Origin of the sequence: Bradyrhizobium sp. 604_D8_N2_3 (assembly GCF_051810765.1) — a bacterium.
Lineage (GTDB): Bacteria > Pseudomonadota > Alphaproteobacteria > Rhizobiales > Xanthobacteraceae > Bradyrhizobium > Bradyrhizobium barranii.
This window is the reverse complement of sequence record NZ_JBPWPM010000001.1, coordinates 1,148,722-1,164,237: the sequence shown is the minus strand read 5'-3', so window position 1 is coordinate 1,164,237 and position 15,516 is coordinate 1,148,722. Positions and strand designations below refer to the sequence as shown.

At 63.6% G+C, this 15,516-nt stretch carries 10 protein-coding genes; 4 read left to right on the top strand and 6 right to left on the bottom strand.

Annotated features, from left to right (window positions below; translation table 11 throughout):
* Nucleotides 1–5: 5 nt before the first annotated feature.
* From AB7245_RS05470 to AB7245_RS05450, 5 genes are all read right to left on the bottom strand, one after another.
* Nucleotides 6–1,184, bottom strand: coding sequence for an ABC transporter permease (locus AB7245_RS05470; protein ID WP_085401891.1), 1,179 nt, complete (start codon nt 1,182–1,184; stop codon nt 6–8).
* Nucleotides 1,184–2,293, bottom strand: coding sequence for a microcin C ABC transporter permease YejB (locus AB7245_RS05465; RefSeq protein WP_028148358.1), 1,110 nt, complete (start codon nt 2,291–2,293; stop codon nt 1,184–1,186). The genes AB7245_RS05470 and AB7245_RS05465 overlap by 1 nt, the downstream gene beginning before the upstream one ends.
* Nucleotides 2,294–2,295: 2 nt before the next feature.
* Nucleotides 2,296–4,194 carry an extracellular solute-binding protein gene (locus AB7245_RS05460; protein ID WP_135214688.1) on the bottom strand — a complete coding sequence of 633 codons (1,899 nt, stop codon included), beginning with the start codon at nt 4,192–4,194 and terminating at the stop codon, nt 2,296–2,298.
* 14 nt (nt 4,195–4,208) lie between these two features.
* A complete protein-coding gene (locus AB7245_RS05455) occupies nt 4,209–6,110 on the bottom strand; it encodes an extracellular solute-binding protein (RefSeq protein WP_085401893.1) in 1,902 nt (633 codons plus the stop codon).
* 212 nt (nt 6,111–6,322) lie between these two features.
* Nucleotides 6,323–6,877: a c-type cytochrome gene (locus AB7245_RS05450; RefSeq protein WP_071916710.1), complete on the bottom strand. Its 555-nt coding sequence runs from the start codon at nt 6,875–6,877 to the stop codon at nt 6,323–6,325.
* Nucleotides 6,878–7,096: 219 nt separating this feature from the next.
* Between AB7245_RS05450 and AB7245_RS05445 the strand changes: the two genes are divergently transcribed.
* Together AB7245_RS05445 and AB7245_RS05440 are read left to right on the top strand one after the other, a co-directional pair.
* Nucleotides 7,097–7,837 (top strand): 3-deoxy-manno-octulosonate cytidylyltransferase, encoded by a 741-nt coding sequence (locus tag AB7245_RS05445; protein ID WP_014498245.1) that lies wholly within the window; start codon nt 7,097–7,099, stop codon nt 7,835–7,837.
* Nucleotides 7,838–7,858: 21 nt separating this feature from the next.
* The gene (locus tag AB7245_RS05440; protein WP_014498246.1) at nt 7,859–8,719 is read left to right on the top strand and encodes a prephenate dehydratase; all 861 of its coding nucleotides are present in this window, start codon (nt 7,859–7,861) and stop codon (nt 8,717–8,719) included.
* 122 nt (nt 8,720–8,841) lie between these two features.
* Here the strand turns inward: AB7245_RS05440 and AB7245_RS05435 are convergent, their stop codons facing one another.
* Entirely contained in the window at nt 8,842–9,855 is a 1,014-nt protein-coding gene (locus AB7245_RS05435) for an LLM class flavin-dependent oxidoreductase (RefSeq protein WP_085401894.1), read from the bottom strand.
* Between the two features lie 399 nt (nt 9,856–10,254).
* Between AB7245_RS05435 and metF the strand changes: the two genes are divergently transcribed.
* Together metF and metH are read left to right on the top strand one after the other, a co-directional pair.
* Entirely contained in the window at nt 10,255–11,196 is a 942-nt protein-coding gene (metF, locus tag AB7245_RS05430; protein ID WP_085401895.1) for a methylenetetrahydrofolate reductase [NAD(P)H], read from the top strand.
* 6 nt (nt 11,197–11,202) lie between these two features.
* Nucleotides 11,203–15,051 carry a methionine synthase gene (metH, locus tag AB7245_RS05425; RefSeq protein ID WP_354115631.1) on the top strand — a complete coding sequence of 1,283 codons (3,849 nt, stop codon included), beginning with the start codon at nt 11,203–11,205 and terminating at the stop codon, nt 15,049–15,051.
* Nucleotides 15,052–15,516: the final 465 nt, after the last annotated feature.

Sequence of the window (15,516 nt, the reverse complement as noted above, 5' to 3'; positions counted from 1 at the left end):
CGCCCTCACTTGAACGTCTTGCGCGGATCGAAGGCGTCGCGCACGGCTTCGCCGATGAAGATCAAGAGCGACAGCATGATCGCGACCGAGAAGAAGCCGGAGAAACCCAGCCAGGGCGCCTGCACGTTGGATTTGCCCTGCGACAGCAGTTCGCCGAGCGACGGCGAGCCGGGCGGCAGCCCGAAGCCGAGGAAATCGAGGGCCGTGAGCGTCATGACCGACGAGGAGACGATGAACGGAAGGAACGTCATCGTCGCGACCATCGCGTTCGGCAGCAAATGCTTGAACATGATCACGGCGTTCGACACGCCCAGCGCGCGCGCGGCCTGGATGTACTCGAAATTGCGCCCGCGCAGGAATTCCGCGCGCACGAGTCCGACCAGCGACACCCAGGAAAACAGGAGCAGGATGCCGAGCAGCACGAAGAAGCCGGGCACGAGCACCGACGAGAGGATCAGCAAGAGGTAGAGCGAAGGGATCGCAGTCCATATCTCGATGAAACGCTGGAACAACAGATCGACCCAGCCGCCGAAATAGCCCTGCACCGCGCCGGCCGCGATGCCGACGACGGAGGAGACAATGGTTAGGCACAGGCCGAACAGCACCGAGATGCGGAAACCGTAGATCAGGCGCGCAACCACGTCGCGGCCCTGATCGTCGGTGCCGAGCCAGTTGTATTCGAGGTCGCGGCAGCTCTTGAGGCCCTTCTTCTCGACGACAGGCTTGCACTGCGCCTCCGTCAGCATCCAGGTCGGCGGCGACGGCGCCGGTGTCGGCAGGTCGAGATTGTGGGTGTCGTAGGAATAGCGGATCAGCGGCCAGACGATGCTGCCGCCCTTGTCCTTGATCAGCTTCTGCAAATAGGGATCGCGGTAGTCGGCCGCCGTCTCGAAGTCGCCACCGAAGGTCGTCTCGGAATAGGTGACGAAGGCCGGCCAGTAGAGATGGCCGTCGTACTTGATCAGGAACGGCCGGTCATTGGCGATCAGCTCGGCAAACAGCGACACCACGAACAGGATCATGAAGATCCAGAACGACCAGTAACCGCGCCGGTTCGCCCTAAAATTCTGCCAGCGCCGCCGGTTGAGCGGCGATGGCACGAACGGCTTGCGCGTGATCGGCACGGCATCGCCGAGCGGCGACTTTGCGGTGGTTTCGATCGGGGTCGGGGCGGCCAGTGTCATCAGACCTCCCGCGCCTCGAAATCGATCCGCGGATCGATCCACATATAGGTGAGGTCAGAGATGAGGTTGATCACGAGGCCGACGAGCGAAAAGATGAAGAGCGTGCCGAACACCACGGGATAGTCGCGGTTGAGAACGCTCTCGAAACTGAGCAGTCCGAGCCCATCCAGTGAGAAGATGGTCTCGATCAGAAGCGAGCCCGAGAAGAAAGCGTGAATGAAGGTGCTGGGAAAGCCCGCGATCACGATGAGCATCGCGTTGCGGAAGACGTGGCCATAGAGCACCCGATTCTCGCTGCAGCCCTTCGCGCGCGCAGTCATCACGTATTGCTTGCGAATCTCATCCAGAAACGAGTTCTTGGTCAGGAACGTCATGGTGGTGAACGCGCCGAGCCCCATGGCGATCAGCGGCAGCGTCAAATGCCAGAAGTAATCGATGATCTTCCAGTACCAGGGAAATTGCGACCAGCCGTCTGACGTCAGTCCGCGCAATGGGAACCAGTTGAAGAACGAGCCTCCGGCGAACAGGATGATCAGGAGGATCGCGAACAGGAAGCCGGGAATCGCGTAGCCGAGCACGAGTACGCTCGACGTCCAGGTGTCGAAGCGCGTTCCGTCCTTGACCGCCTTGCGGATGCCGAGCGGAATCGAGATCAAGTAGGTCAGCAGCGTCAGCCAGATGCCAAGCGAGATCGAGACCGGGAGCTTTTCCTTGATCAGCTGGAGCACGCTGACATCGCGAAAATAGCTGTTGCCGAAATCGAAGCGGGCGAAATTCCACACCATCAGCGCGAAGCGTTCGGGGGCCGGCTTGTCGAAGCCGAATTGCTTCTCCAGCTTCTTGATGAAGTCGGGGTCCAGGCCCTGCGCGCCGCGATATTTCGAATTGATGGCATCGCCACCAGCGCCCAGCTGACCGGGCGCGCGCTGAGCGAAATCACCGCCGCCCGAGATGCGCGAGCTGCCGCCGGTGTCAGCGCCCGAGAGCTGCGCGATGACGCGCTCGACCGGGCCGCCCGGCGCGAACTGCACGACGACGAAGGAGACGAAGAGGATCCCGAGCAGCGTCGGGATCATCAGGAGGATGCGGCGGGCGATATAGGCGCTCATGATTATTTCGCCTGCTCGAGCTTGGCCGCCTTGGCGCGGTCATACCACCACAAGGTCCGCTCACCGACGCCGCTTGCATAGTCGGAGATCGCGTAACGCGGCAGGTTCGCGGGATGGCTGAACTGGTCCCAATAAGCCAGCCGGTGGCTGGTATTGTACCATTGCGGCACCCAGTAGCGGCCGGCGCGGAAGACACGATCGATCGCGCGGCACGCGATCGTCAGCTCATTGCGTGTTTCCGCCGCCATGGCCTTCTCGACCAGCGCGTCGAGCGCAGGACTGCCGGCGCCGGCATAGTTGTAAGACCCCTTGGTCGCCGCAGCTTGCGAGGTGAAGTACGTCCGCAAGCTATCGCCGGGCGTCGCCGACATCGTGAGGCGCTGTATTGCAAAGTCGAAATCGAAGGACTCGAGCCGCGCACGATATTGCACGGCGTCGATGAGACGCAGATTGGCCTCGATACCAAGCACGCCGAGATTCTTGAGGAACGAGGCATGGTGCGGCTGGAACGAGGCCTCGTCTGTCAGGAATTCGACGGCGAAGACTTCGCCATTCGGCAGCAGCCGTTTGCCATCCTTGACCGGAAACTGTGCCTCCTGGAGCAATTGCTGGGCCCTGCGCAAGAGCGCACGATCCTGGCCGGAGCCGTCCGACACCGGCGGCACGAACGGCTCACCGAACACGTCGTCGGGCACCTGGCCGCGGAAGGGCTCGAGCAGCTTCAACTCCTCGGGCGACGGCAGGCCCTCCGCGACGAGGTCCGAATTCTGGAACGGCGAGCGCGTGCGCGCATAGGCGCCGTACATGATGGTCTTGTTGGTCCATTCGAAGTCGAACGCGCAGTTCAGCGCTTCGCGCACCTTCGGGTTCTTAAACTTGTCCCGCCGCGTGTTGATGAACCAGCCCTGGCCGCCCGACGGAGTCTGATCCGGCACCTGCTCGCGCTTGACGCGGCCGTCCCTGATCGCCGGGAAGTCGTAACGCGTGGCCCAGATGCGCGAGGTGAACTCCTCGCGATACAAATAATTCTTGCCGGTAAAGCCTTCAAAGGCGACGTCGCGGTCGCGATAGAATTCGTAGCGGATCACGTCGAAATTGTTGCTGCCGCGGCAGACCGGCAGGTCCGCGCCCCACCAGTCCTTGACACGTTCGAACTCGATGAATCGATTGATCTCGAACTTGCCCACCTTGTAGGGACCGGAGCCCAGCGGCGTCTCGGTCGTGGTTTCTTCGAACGACCGGTTGGCGTAGTAGGCCTTCGAGAAGATCGGCAAACCCGCGACATAGAGCGGCACGTCACGTGCCCGCTTCTCGGCGAAGGTCACGACCACGGTGGCGTCGTCCAGTGCTTCGGCGCCCTTGACGTCGCGCATCTGGATCTGGATCAGCGGATGCCCCTTCTCCTTCAGCACATTGATCGAGAACGCGACGTCATGCGCGGTCAGTTTCGAGCCATCGTGAAACCGTGCCTCGGGCCGCATCGTGAACCGATAGGCGAGCTTGTCAGCCGAGAGCTGCACTGATTTCGCGGCGAAGCCATACATCGCGTCGGGCTCGTCGCCGGCATGCGCCATCAGCGTGACGAAGGTCAGATCCATGCCCTGCGCGCCCTCGCCCTTCAGAATGAAGGCATTGAGCGAATTGAAGGTCTGGAACGACTGGTTGTAGCCTTTCGTTGATGGAATGAGCGAGAACGTGCCGCCCTTCGGCGCATCGAGATTGACATAGTCGAAATGGTGGAAGTCGGCGGAATATTTGAGATCGCCGAACGCCGAGATGCCGTGCGCCTCGATCCCCGCCTCCGATGCGCGTGCGCCGGGCAACATCAGCGCGCCGAGGGACGCACTGAGAGTGCCGCCGACACCCAAGACCAGCACATGGCGGCGTGACATCTGCGTCATGCGGGGGATGTCCTTCACGACTTCTTTGCGATCCGTGCCGCCTTGTCTGCGTCGTACCACCAGATGAACGGGAAGCCGGACTGACCGTATTTGGGCAATTCCGCCGGCCGGCCGAAGCGATCCCAGCGCGCGGTGCGGATCTTCGAATAGGTCCATTGCGGAACGACGTAGTTATTCCACAGCAGCACGCGGTCGAGCGCTTTGGTTGCCGCGACGAGATCGTCGCGGCCCGTGGCGTAGATCAGCCGCTCGATCAGCTTGTCGACCGCCGGATTCTTGATGCCGGCAATATTGCGCGAACCAGCGATGTCGGCCGTCTTGGACGACCAGAACTCGCGCTGCTCGTTGCCCGGCGACTGCGACTCGCCCCATGAGTTGGTGACGACGTCGAAATCCCAGTCCCGCGTCCTGTTCTCGTATTGAGTCGGGTCGACCGTGCGCACGCTGACCGCGATGCCGAGCCGTTCCAGAGACGGCTTGTAGAACAGCGTGACCCGCTCGAAGCTCGGATCCTGGTTCAGCAGCTCCAGGGTGAACTGCGCACCGGTCTTGACGTCGACCAGCTTGCGGTCGCGCACCTCGTAACCGGCCTCCTTGAACAGGCGCAGCGCCTCGCGAAGATTGTCGCGCACGGCTTCCGGACTGCCGCCGACCGGATTGGTGTAGGCCGTCGTGAACACTTCCGGCGGGACCTCGGCGCGGACGGTCTCGAGGATCTCGAGCTCTTTCCCTTGCGGCAACCCGGTCGCCATGAGCTCGTCGATGCCATCGAAATAGCTGCTGACGCGCTTGTATTGACCGTAGAAGATCTGCTTGTTCATCTCCTCGAAGTCGAACGCATAGTTGAGCGCACGACGCACGCGCGGATCTTTGAATTTGGCGCGGCGCAGGTTCGGCACGAAAGCCTGCATCACACCCGAGCTGCGATTGGCGAACTCCTCGAGGATCACCCGCTTTTCGGTCACGGCCGGGAAGTCGTAGGCTGTCGCCCAGTTCTTCGCACTGTTCTCGGTGCGCCAGTCCACCTGATCGGCCTTGAAAGCCTCGATCGCCACGGTGGCATCGCGGAAATACTCGTAGCGCATCTCGTCGAAATTGTTGCGGCCCACATTGGTGGCGAAATCGCGCCCCCAATAATCCTTGACGCGCTCCAGCGCGATCGACCGTCCCGCCACGAATTCCTTGACCATGTAGGGGCCGGAACCGAGCGGTATTTCGAGCGTGGTCGCGGAGACATCGCGCTTGCGGCCCTGCGCGTCGGTCCCCTCCCACCAATGCTTCGGCAAAACCGTGAGCTGCCCGACGATCTGCGGCAGCTCGCGGTTGCCCGGTGCGTCGAACACGAACTTCACCTCGCGCTCACCGACCTTCTCGGCCTTCACCACATGGCTGTAATAGGCCGAGTACATCGGGTGATGCTTCTTGAAGGCATCCAGCGAGAAGATCACGTCGTCCGCAGTGACCGGCTTGCCGTCATGCCATTTGGCCTGCGGCCGCAAACGATAGGTGACGAAGGAAAAGTCGGCCGGGTGGCTGACGGCCTCGGCCAGCGCGCCGTATTCGGTCGAGACTTCGTCGAGCGACGGCGTCGTGAGGGATTCGTAGATGAACGCGACGGCACCGGCGACCTGCCCCTTCACTCCCGCCACTACGATATTGAAATTATCGAAAGTGCCGACGGCGATCTGGCGCGCGACACCGCCTTTGGGCGCTTCCGGATTGACGTAATCGAAGCGCTTGAAGTCGGCGGGATATTTGACCTGTCCGAACAGCGACAGCGCGTGGCGCCAGGGCGCCTCACTGGCGGATTGCGCCGCGGCCGTGCCGATGACGGGAAGGCCCCCTACGGAACCGAGGGCGGGGAGCGCTACGGCAGCAGTGCCGGTGAGCAGGAGATCGCGTCGGGTAATGGCCAAATCAACATTCCTGATCTTGAAGGAGGTTACCCCTTTAAGTGCTCAATATAGGCGAGGTTTCGACGGAATATGTTGCTTTTTCCTCATGTTGGAAGCCCCGGCGGCCTGTCGGATGCGGCCAAACGCCCCGATAAACTCACCGCGAGGCCCGGATAAGCAAACGGCCAGGCTTTTCAGCCTGGCCGCACATTCAAGATTGGCTTTTGACGGCCTTACTTCGACGCCGTCGGGATCGGCTGAGGATGCTCTGACAGCGAATTCAGATAGGCGATGACGTCGGCGCGCTCGGAGTCCTTCGGGATGCCGGCAAAGCCCATCGCGGTGCCCGGGATGAAGCCCTTCGGGTTTGCAATGAACTTGTTGAGGTCGTCGAACGACCAGGTGCCGCCCTTGGCCTTCATGGCGGCCGAGAAGTTGAAGCCGTTGCGGCCCTCGCCCCTGGCTTCGCCGACGACGCCATAGAGGTTCGGACCGACGCGATTCGGGCCGCCCTTCTCGAAGGTGTGGCAGGCGCCGCACTTCTTGGCAGCCGAAGCGCCCTTTTCGACGGAAGCGGTCTGGAGCAGCTTTTCGATCGGCTCGGAGGGCGCAGCAGCGGCGCCACCTTCCTTGCCGTGGCCAGCATCTTCCTTCACGGCGATCTCGAAACCAGGCTTCGCCAGCGGCTTCGGTGTGAACAGCGCCTGGGCGGCAAAGCTCGTCACAAGCAGAATGAGACAGGTGCCAAGCACGGCACCGAGGATCTTGTTCAGTTCGAAAGAGTCCATTTCCGGCCAGGCCCCACACCACAGTAAGGAAATAGCGGCCGAGCGGCCGCCAGGACGAGCCTCGGGAGAATCAAACGTTCCTTGTTGTTTCCCCGAGTTTTGCCATTGAGATATCGGTTTGCCCGGGGTCTGGCAACCCGTATAAGCGACCCGGCTTTCAGCCCGTCCCCACCCCATTTCTCGACGCGGAAAACCTCTCGTTTCCAGGCCCTTGACCCGATGATCGATCCCCGCATCCTGGTGCTGATCCCGGCCCGCATGGCCGCCACCCGCCTGCCCGGCAAGCCGCTCGCAGACATCGCGGGCCTGCCGATGATCGTGCATGTGATGCGGCGGGCAGAGGCCGCCGGCATCGGCCGGGTCGCGGTCGCAACCGATACGGACGAGATCGCCTCCGTGGTCACCGCCCATGGCGGCGAAGCCGTGATGACCCGCCCGGAGCACCCCTCTGGCTCGGACCGCATCCACGAGGCGATGCAGAAGCTCGATCCCTCAGGCAAGGCCGAGATCGTGGTCAATCTCCAGGGCGATTTCCCGACCATCACGATCGACAACATCCGCGAGGTGCTGCCGCCGCTGCAAGATCCGGCCGTGGACATCGCGACGCTGGCCTCGCAGATCCATACCGAGGAGGAGGACCTCGCGCCGAGCGTCGTAAAGGCGATCGGAACCTCGCTGGGCGGGAAACGCATGCGCGCACTTTATTTCACTCGCGCGACCGCGCCGACCGGCGACGGACCGCGCTACCACCATATCGGCCTCTACGCCTATCGCCGCGCCGCGTTGGAGCGCTACGTCTCGCTGCCGCCATCCCCGCTGGAATTGCAGGAGAAGCTCGAGCAGCTCCGGGCGCTGGAAGCCGGGATGCGGATCGACTTCACCATCGTCGACACCGTGCCCCGCGGGGTCGACACGCCGGCGGACCTGGAGACCGCCCGCAGCATCCTTTCCAAATCCTGAGCCGCTGTTACAAGGCCGATCATGAGCAAGCTGAAAATCGCATTCCAGGGCGAGCCTGGGGCCAACTCCCACATCGCCATCGTCGAGGCCTATCCCGACGCCGAGCCGATGCCCTGCGCCACCTTCGAGGACGCGCTGTCGGCGATCTCGTCGGGCGAGGCCGACCTCGGCATGATCCCGATCGAGAATTCGGTCGCAGGCCGCGTCGCCGACATCCATCATCTGCTGCCGGCCTCCGGCCTCTTCATCATCGGCGAATGGTTTCTGCCGGTCCGCCATCAGCTGATGGCGGTGAAGGGGACGAAGCTTGAGGACATCAAGAGCGTCGAGAGCCACGTGCATGCGCTCGGCCAGTGCCGGCGCATCATCCGCAAACTCGGAATCAAGCCGATCGTGCACGCCGACACCGCCGGCAGCGCCCGCGATATCTCCGAGCGCAACGACAAGGCCGTCGCCGCGATCGCCTCGCGGCTTGCGGCAAAGATCTACGGCCTCGACATCCTGGCCGAGGACATCGAGGACGAGGCGCACAACACCACGCGCTTCGTGGTGCTGGCGCGCGAGCCGAAATGGGCGGCGCAGGGCTCGGGGCCGCTGGTCACGACTTTTGTATTTCGCGTGCGCAACTTGCCCGCCGCGCTCTACAAGGCGCTCGGTGGCTTCGCCACCAACGGCGTCAACATGACCAAGCTCGAAAGCTACATGGTCGACGGCAATTTCTTCGCCACGCAGTTTTATGCCGACGTCGACGGCCACCCTGAAGACAAGGGCCTGGCGTTCGCGATCGAGGAGCTGAAATTCTTCTCGCGCGAATTCCGCATCGTCGGCGTGTATCCGGGGCACCCCTTCCGCGCGACGTTCAGCGAAACGCAACAGGATTGATTGAGTGTCCCGGACGCGCGGAGCGCGAGCCGGGACCCTGGGGCCACGATACCCGGAGCGCGATGGGCCCCGGCTCTGCAGCGCACCGCTTCGCGCTGCGCCGCGTCCGGGACACGAGAGCTTTACGCGGCCGCTCTCAGCCCGAACGCCTCCGCCAGCAGCGAATACGACTTCTTCCGTGCGTCGTGGTCGTACACGGCCGTAATCACCATCAACTCGTCCGGTTTGCTCGCATCGATCAACGGCTGCAGCTTCTTCTGCACCGTCGCCGGATTGCCGACGAAGAGGCGTGAACGGTTGCGCGAGATCGAAATGCGCTCGGCGTCCGTATAGGGATAGGCCAGCGCCTCCTCGACACTCGGCAGCGGCAGATATTGCCCGCGGTCGCGGCGCAGGCGGTTGAGATCGAACGAGGTGGCGAGCTTTTCGGCCTCCTCATCCGTGTCGGCCGCGATGACGGCGACCGCGAGGATCGCGCGCGGGCTCGCGCTCCAGGCCGAGGGCTGGAAACGGTTGCGGTAATGCACCATCGCATCGATCGCGTCATGGGATGCGAAATGATGGGCGAAGGCGAAGCCCATGCCGACCTGCGCGGCGAGCTCCGAGGAATAATCGCTGGAGCCGAGCAGCCAGATCGGCGGCAGCTTGGTGTCGTCGGGCATCGCGACCACGTTGTTGTAGGGGTGCCCTGCGGGAAATTCGCGGGTCTCCCACAGAATCAGTTCGTGCAGCCGCTCCAGGAAGTCGTCGCCCTCGCGGCGGTCGAGACGGCTGCGCAGGGCGTAGGCCGTGGCGCCATCGGTACCGGGGGCGCGGCCGAGACCGAGATCGATGCGGCCGGGAAACAGCGCCTCCAGCATCTTGAAGCGCTCGGCCACCACGAGCGGGGCGTGGTTGGGCAGCATCACCCCGCCAGAGCCGACGCGGATGTGCTTCGTCACCGCTGCGATCTGCCCGATCATCACGTCGGGCGCCGGGCTCGCCACCGAGGCGAGGTTGTGATGCTCGGCGAGCCAGTAGCGGACATAGCCAAGCCCATCGACATGGCGCGCCAGATCGATGCTGTTGCGCAGCGCCGCGGCGGGTTTTGTACTTGTGGTGACGACGGAGAGGTCGAGGACTGAGAGCGGGATCATGGCGCGCTAAGGTAGTGAAGGCCGGCGCGGCGGCAATGGGCAGACTGCGCAGGTCTGGCGTGTGCGGGCCGCGAACCCGCACGGCAGCGCCAGTTGAGGCGATGGGACAAGATTTGTCGCGGCAACACCATCTTCACACTGCCCACACCCCATATTTGCTCCTGCCCGTCGCCAAAACTGTTGCAATTTGTTGATTTATATAACATTTTATTACACCTACGCACTTCCCACTCACACCCTCTTCCGTTCAATATTTCCACCGGTACCGGTGAAAGTGGGCCACTTCCCATCCCCGATGGGCTGTCGAGTGCGACCGCTTTGGCTTATCTTGCCCACATCCAATCGAGACCTGACTGCCGGCCGCCAAAAACCGGACGAGCCCTTGGAGTGAGTGGTGCCATGACTGATCTGACGACACCTGCCCGAGCCGAAGGGCAAGACGGGCACCTCCAAAACGGGCACCTCTCCTCGAAGCGGCCTGCAATCTCCTTCGAGTTCTTTCCGCCCAAGACGGAAGAGATGGAGCGCAATCTCTGGGAGACCATCAACCGGCTCGCCCCGCTCGACCCGAAATTCGTCTCCGTGACCTACGGGGCCGGCGGCTCGACCCGCGAGCGCACCCATTCGACCATCACCCGCATCCTCAGGGAAACCGCGCTGCTGCCGGCCGCACATTTGACCTGCGTCGGCGCCTCGCGCGGGGAGATCGACGAGATCGTCGACCGCTATCACGAGGTCGGCGTCCGCCACATCGTCGGCCTGCGCGGCGATCCCGCCGGCGGCATCGGCGCGCCCTATTCCAGCCATCCCGACGGCTACCAGAGTTCCGCCGACCTCGTTGCGGGCATCAAGAAGCGGCACGGCGACATCGAAGTCTCCGTGTCCGCCTATCCCGAGAAGCACCCTGAAGCGCGCGACTTCGACGCCGACATCGACACCCTGAAGGCCAAGGTCGATGCGGGTGCGACGCGCGCGATCACGCAGGTGTTCTTCGATAACGACCTCTACTTCCGCTATCTCGACCGCGTCCGTGCCCGAGGCATCGACATCCCGATCGTGCCCGGCATCATGCCCATGCACAATTTCAAGCAGGCCCGCAATTTCGTCACCCGCGCCGGCACCTCCGTGCCGGATTGGCTGGCGGAGAAATTCGACGGCCTCGACGACGACGCCGAGACCCGCAAGCTGGTGGCCGCGACGGTTGCCGCCGGCCAGGTGCAGAAGCTGGCGAAGCGCGGCGTCGACACCTTTCATTTCTACACCATGAACCGCGCCGATCTCGTGTTCGCGATCAGCCATTTGCTCGGCATCCGCGCCAAGAGCGCGCAGAAGGCGGCTTAAGATAAAATGACCACTCCCGTTTCTCCCAAGCGAACTGCCCTGCTCAATGCCGCGCGCGAGCGCATCCTCGTGCTCGACGGCGCCATGGGCACGATGATCCAGAACCTCCAGTTCGACGAGGCCGCCTTCCGCGGCGAGCGCTTCAAGAATTTTCATCGCGACCTGCGCGGCAACAACGATCTGTTGATCTTGACCCAGCCGCAGGCGATCGAGGACATCCACGCCGCCTATTTGCGTGCCGGCGCCGACATCGTCGCGACCAACACCTTCTCGACGACCTCGATCGCGCAGGCGGATTACGATCTCACCGACATCGTCTACGAGATGGCGCGCGAAGGCGCCCGCCTCGCCGGCAACGCCGCAAGGCGCGTCGAGGCCGAGGACGGCAAGCCCCGCTTCGTTGCGGGTGCCATCGGCCCGACCAACCGCACCGCCTCGATCTCGCCCGACGTTTCCAACCCCGGCTACCGGGCCGTCACGTTCGACGATTTGCGCAAATCCTATGGCGAGCAGATCAACGGCATGCTCGACGGCGGTGTCGATCTGCTGCTGGTCGAGACCATCTTCGACACGCTGAACGCCAAGGCGGCGCTGTATGCGATCGCCGAAATCACCGAAGAGCGCGGCATCGACGTGCCCGTGATGGTGTCGGGCACCATCACCGACAAATCCGGCCGCCTGCTGTCGGGCCAGATGCCGGAGGCATTCTGGAATTCGGTGCGACACGCAAAGCCCGTCACCATCGGCTTCAACTGCGCGCTCGGCGCGGAAGATCTGCGCGCCCACATCGCCGACATCGGCCGCGTCGCCGACACGCTGGTGTGCGCCTATCCGAACGCCGGCCTGCCCAACGAATTCGGCCAGTACGACGAGACCCCGGAGTACATGGCGCGCCTGGTCGGCGAATTCGCGCGCGACGGCCTCATCAACATCGTCGGCGGCTGCTGCGGCACCACGCCGGACCATATCGCGGCGATTGCGGCGGCCGTCGCCCCGCACAAGCCGCGCATCGTGCCGGAAATCGAACCGCGGCTGCGCCTCTCCGGTCTCGAGCCATTCATCCTGACGGACGCCATCCCGTTCGTGAACGTCGGCGAGCGCACCAACGTCACCGGCTCCGCTCGCTTCCGCAAGCTGATCACCGCCGGCGACTACACCGCCGCGCTGCAGGTCGCCCGCGACCAGGTCGAGAACGGCGCGCAGATCATCGACGTCAACATGGACGAAGGGCTTCTGGATTCGGAAGCCGCGATGGTGACCTTCCTCAACCTCGTCGCCGCCGAGCCCGACATCGCCCGGGTCCCCGTGATGGTCGATTCCTCGAAATTCTCGGTGATCGAAGCCGGCCTGAAATGCGTGCAGGGCAAGCCGGTCGTCAACTCGATCTCGATGAAGGAAGGCGAGGAGAAGTTCATTCACGAGGCGAAGATCGCCCGGCGCCACGGCGCAGCCGTGGTGGTGATGGCGTTCGACGAAGTCGGCCAGGCCGATACGTTCGCGCGCAAGACCGAGATCTGCAAGCGCGCCTACGACATCCTGGTGGACCGCGTCGGCTTCCCGCCTGAGGACATCATCTTCGATCCGAACATCTTTGCGATCGCGACCGGCATCGAGGAGCACAACAATTACGGCGTCGACTTCATCGAGGCGACGCGCTGGATCCGCCAGAACCTGCCGCACGCGCATATTTCCGGCGGCGTCTCCAATCTGTCGTTCTCGTTCCGCGGCAACGAGCCGGTGCGCGAGGCGATGCACTCGGTGTTCCTGTATCACGCCATCAAGGCGGGCATGGACATGGGCATCGTCAATGCCGGGCAGATGATCGTGTATGACGACATCGATGCCGAGCTGCGCCAGGTATGCGAGGACGTCATCCTCAATCGCGACCCCGGTGCGTCCGAGCGCCTGCTGGCGCTCGCGGAGAAATTCCGCGGCAACAAGACCCAGACCAAAGAAGCCGACCTCGCCTGGCGCGAATGGCCGGTGGCGAAGCGGCTGTCGCATTCGCTGGTGCATGGGATCACCGAGTTCATCGAAGTGGACACTGAGGAGGCCCGCAAGGCATCCAAGCGTCCGCTCGACGTGATCGAGGGCCCCTTGATGGCCGGCATGAACGTGGTCGGCGACCTCTTCGGCGACGGCAAGATGTTCCTGCCGCAGGTGGTGAAGTCCGCGCGCGTGATGAAGCAGGCGGTGGCGTGGCTGATGCCGTTCATGGAGGAAGAGAAGGCGCGCAACCTCGCCAACGGCATCGGCACCGAAGGCTCCTCGTCCGCCGGCAAGATCGTGCTCGCGACCGTCAAGGGCGACGTCCACGACATCGGCAAGAACATCGTCGGCATCGTGCTCCAGTGCAACAATTTCGAGGTCATCGACCTCGGCGTGATGGTGCCGGCCGCAAAAATCGTCGAGACCGTGAAGGCGGAGAAGGCCGACATCGTCGGGCTATCAGGCCTGATCACGCCCTCACTCGACGAGATGGCGTTCTTCGCCGGCGAATTGCAGCGCGAAGGTTTGAAGCTGCCGCTGCTGATCGGCGGCGCCACCACGAGCCGTGTGCACACGGCCGTCAAGATCGACCCGAGCTATCGCGCCGGTCCCGTCGTGCATGTGAATGACGCCAGCCGCGCCGTCGGCGTTGCCTCCTCGCTGCTCTCGCCGGAGAAGCGCGAGGCTTACGCCGCCGAGGTGCGTGCCGAATACGCAAAAATCTCGGACGCGCATCTGCGCGCGCAGGCGGACAAGAAGCGCCTGAAGCTCGCGGCCGCGCGCGCCAACCGCGTGCCGGTCGACTTTGCCAAGAACAAGCCGGTGAAGCCGACCTTCTTGGGCATCCGCAGCTTTGACGAATACGATCTCGCCGAGCTCGTGCCCTATATCGACTGGACGCCGTTCTTCCAGACCTGGGAGCTTGCCGGCCGCTTCCCCGCCATCCTTGACGATTCCAAGGTCGGCGAAGTCGCACGCTCGCTCTACGACGACGCGCGCAAGATGCTCGATCTGATCGTCAAGGAAAAGTGGTTCAGGGCGCGCGCCACCGTCGGCTTCTGGCCGGCGAATGCGCAAGGCGACGACATCGTGCTCTATGCCGACGAAAGCCGGACCAAGCAGATCGCGACGCTGCACACGCTGCGCCAGCAGCTCGAGAAGCGCGAGGGCCGGTTCAACGCCGCGCTCGCCGACTTCGTCGCGCCCGCCGGCGTCCCCGATTATGTCGGCGGCTTCGTCGTCACAGCCGGCATCGGCGAGGACGTGGTCGCCGACCGCTTCAAGATGGCCAATGACGACTACTCCTCGATCCTGTGCAAGGCGCTGGCCGACCGCCTCGCCGAGGCCTTTGCGGAACGCATGCACGCCCGCGCGCGCCGCGAGTTCTGGGCCTACGCGCCGGACGAAGCACTCTCCTGCGACGATCTGATCCTCGAAAAGTACCAGGGCATCCGTCCAGCGCCGGGCTATCCCGCGCAACCCGATCACACCGAGAAGGCGACGCTGTTCGAGCTGCTCGACGCGGAAGCGACTGCCGGCGTGAAGCTGACCGAGAGCTTTGCGATGTGGCCGGGCTCTTCCGTGTCCGGGCTCTATTTCGCGAACCCCGAGAGCTATTATTTCGGCGTCGGCAAGATCGAGCGTGACCAGGTCGAGGACTATGCCGCACGCAAGGGAATGACGGTGGCGGAAACCGAGCGCTGGCTCGCGCCGGTCTTGAACTACATCCCGTCGCAGCAGACCGACAAGGCCTTCGTGGCAACGCCCGCGAACGATGAGACGTCGAAGGACCTCGCCTCGCATCCGCCCGGCTGCACCTGCGCGGTGCATCTCGTTTGGCAGAAGAAGCGCGCGGGGGCGGGGTAGGCCCGCCTTCGCTTCCCAAGACGAAAAAAGTGAAAAACAACCCCATGCACAGTAGAGGTGGGGTTGAAAGGGTTGAGGAATTTCGGTCTTACCGAAACGACTTGCTCCGTCGGGCAAAACACCGGTAATATTCCATCATCGCCTGCCATGCCGATGGTTGCCACACGTGCGGTCCCCATCCTCCCCTGGAGGGCGAGAATCGGTTCGCATGCAGCGAAGCGGAATGCGGACCGAGGTGGCGTGACGGTCTCTCCGCGTTGAACACTACCCGTGTTGAGAGGTCTCCCCACCCCGCTCGCGCTTCGCGCCCACGACCCTCCCCCTCCAGGGGAGGGTAGAGACCTCGCTCCTTCGGCGGCGCCGGCGGCTGCACGATCTCCCTGGACGGCGCCTGCGCCTCGCAACAACCGGCAGTGCGCGACGCAAAGAGCGGCCTGCTCCTTTCTGACACACCACCAGGACGAG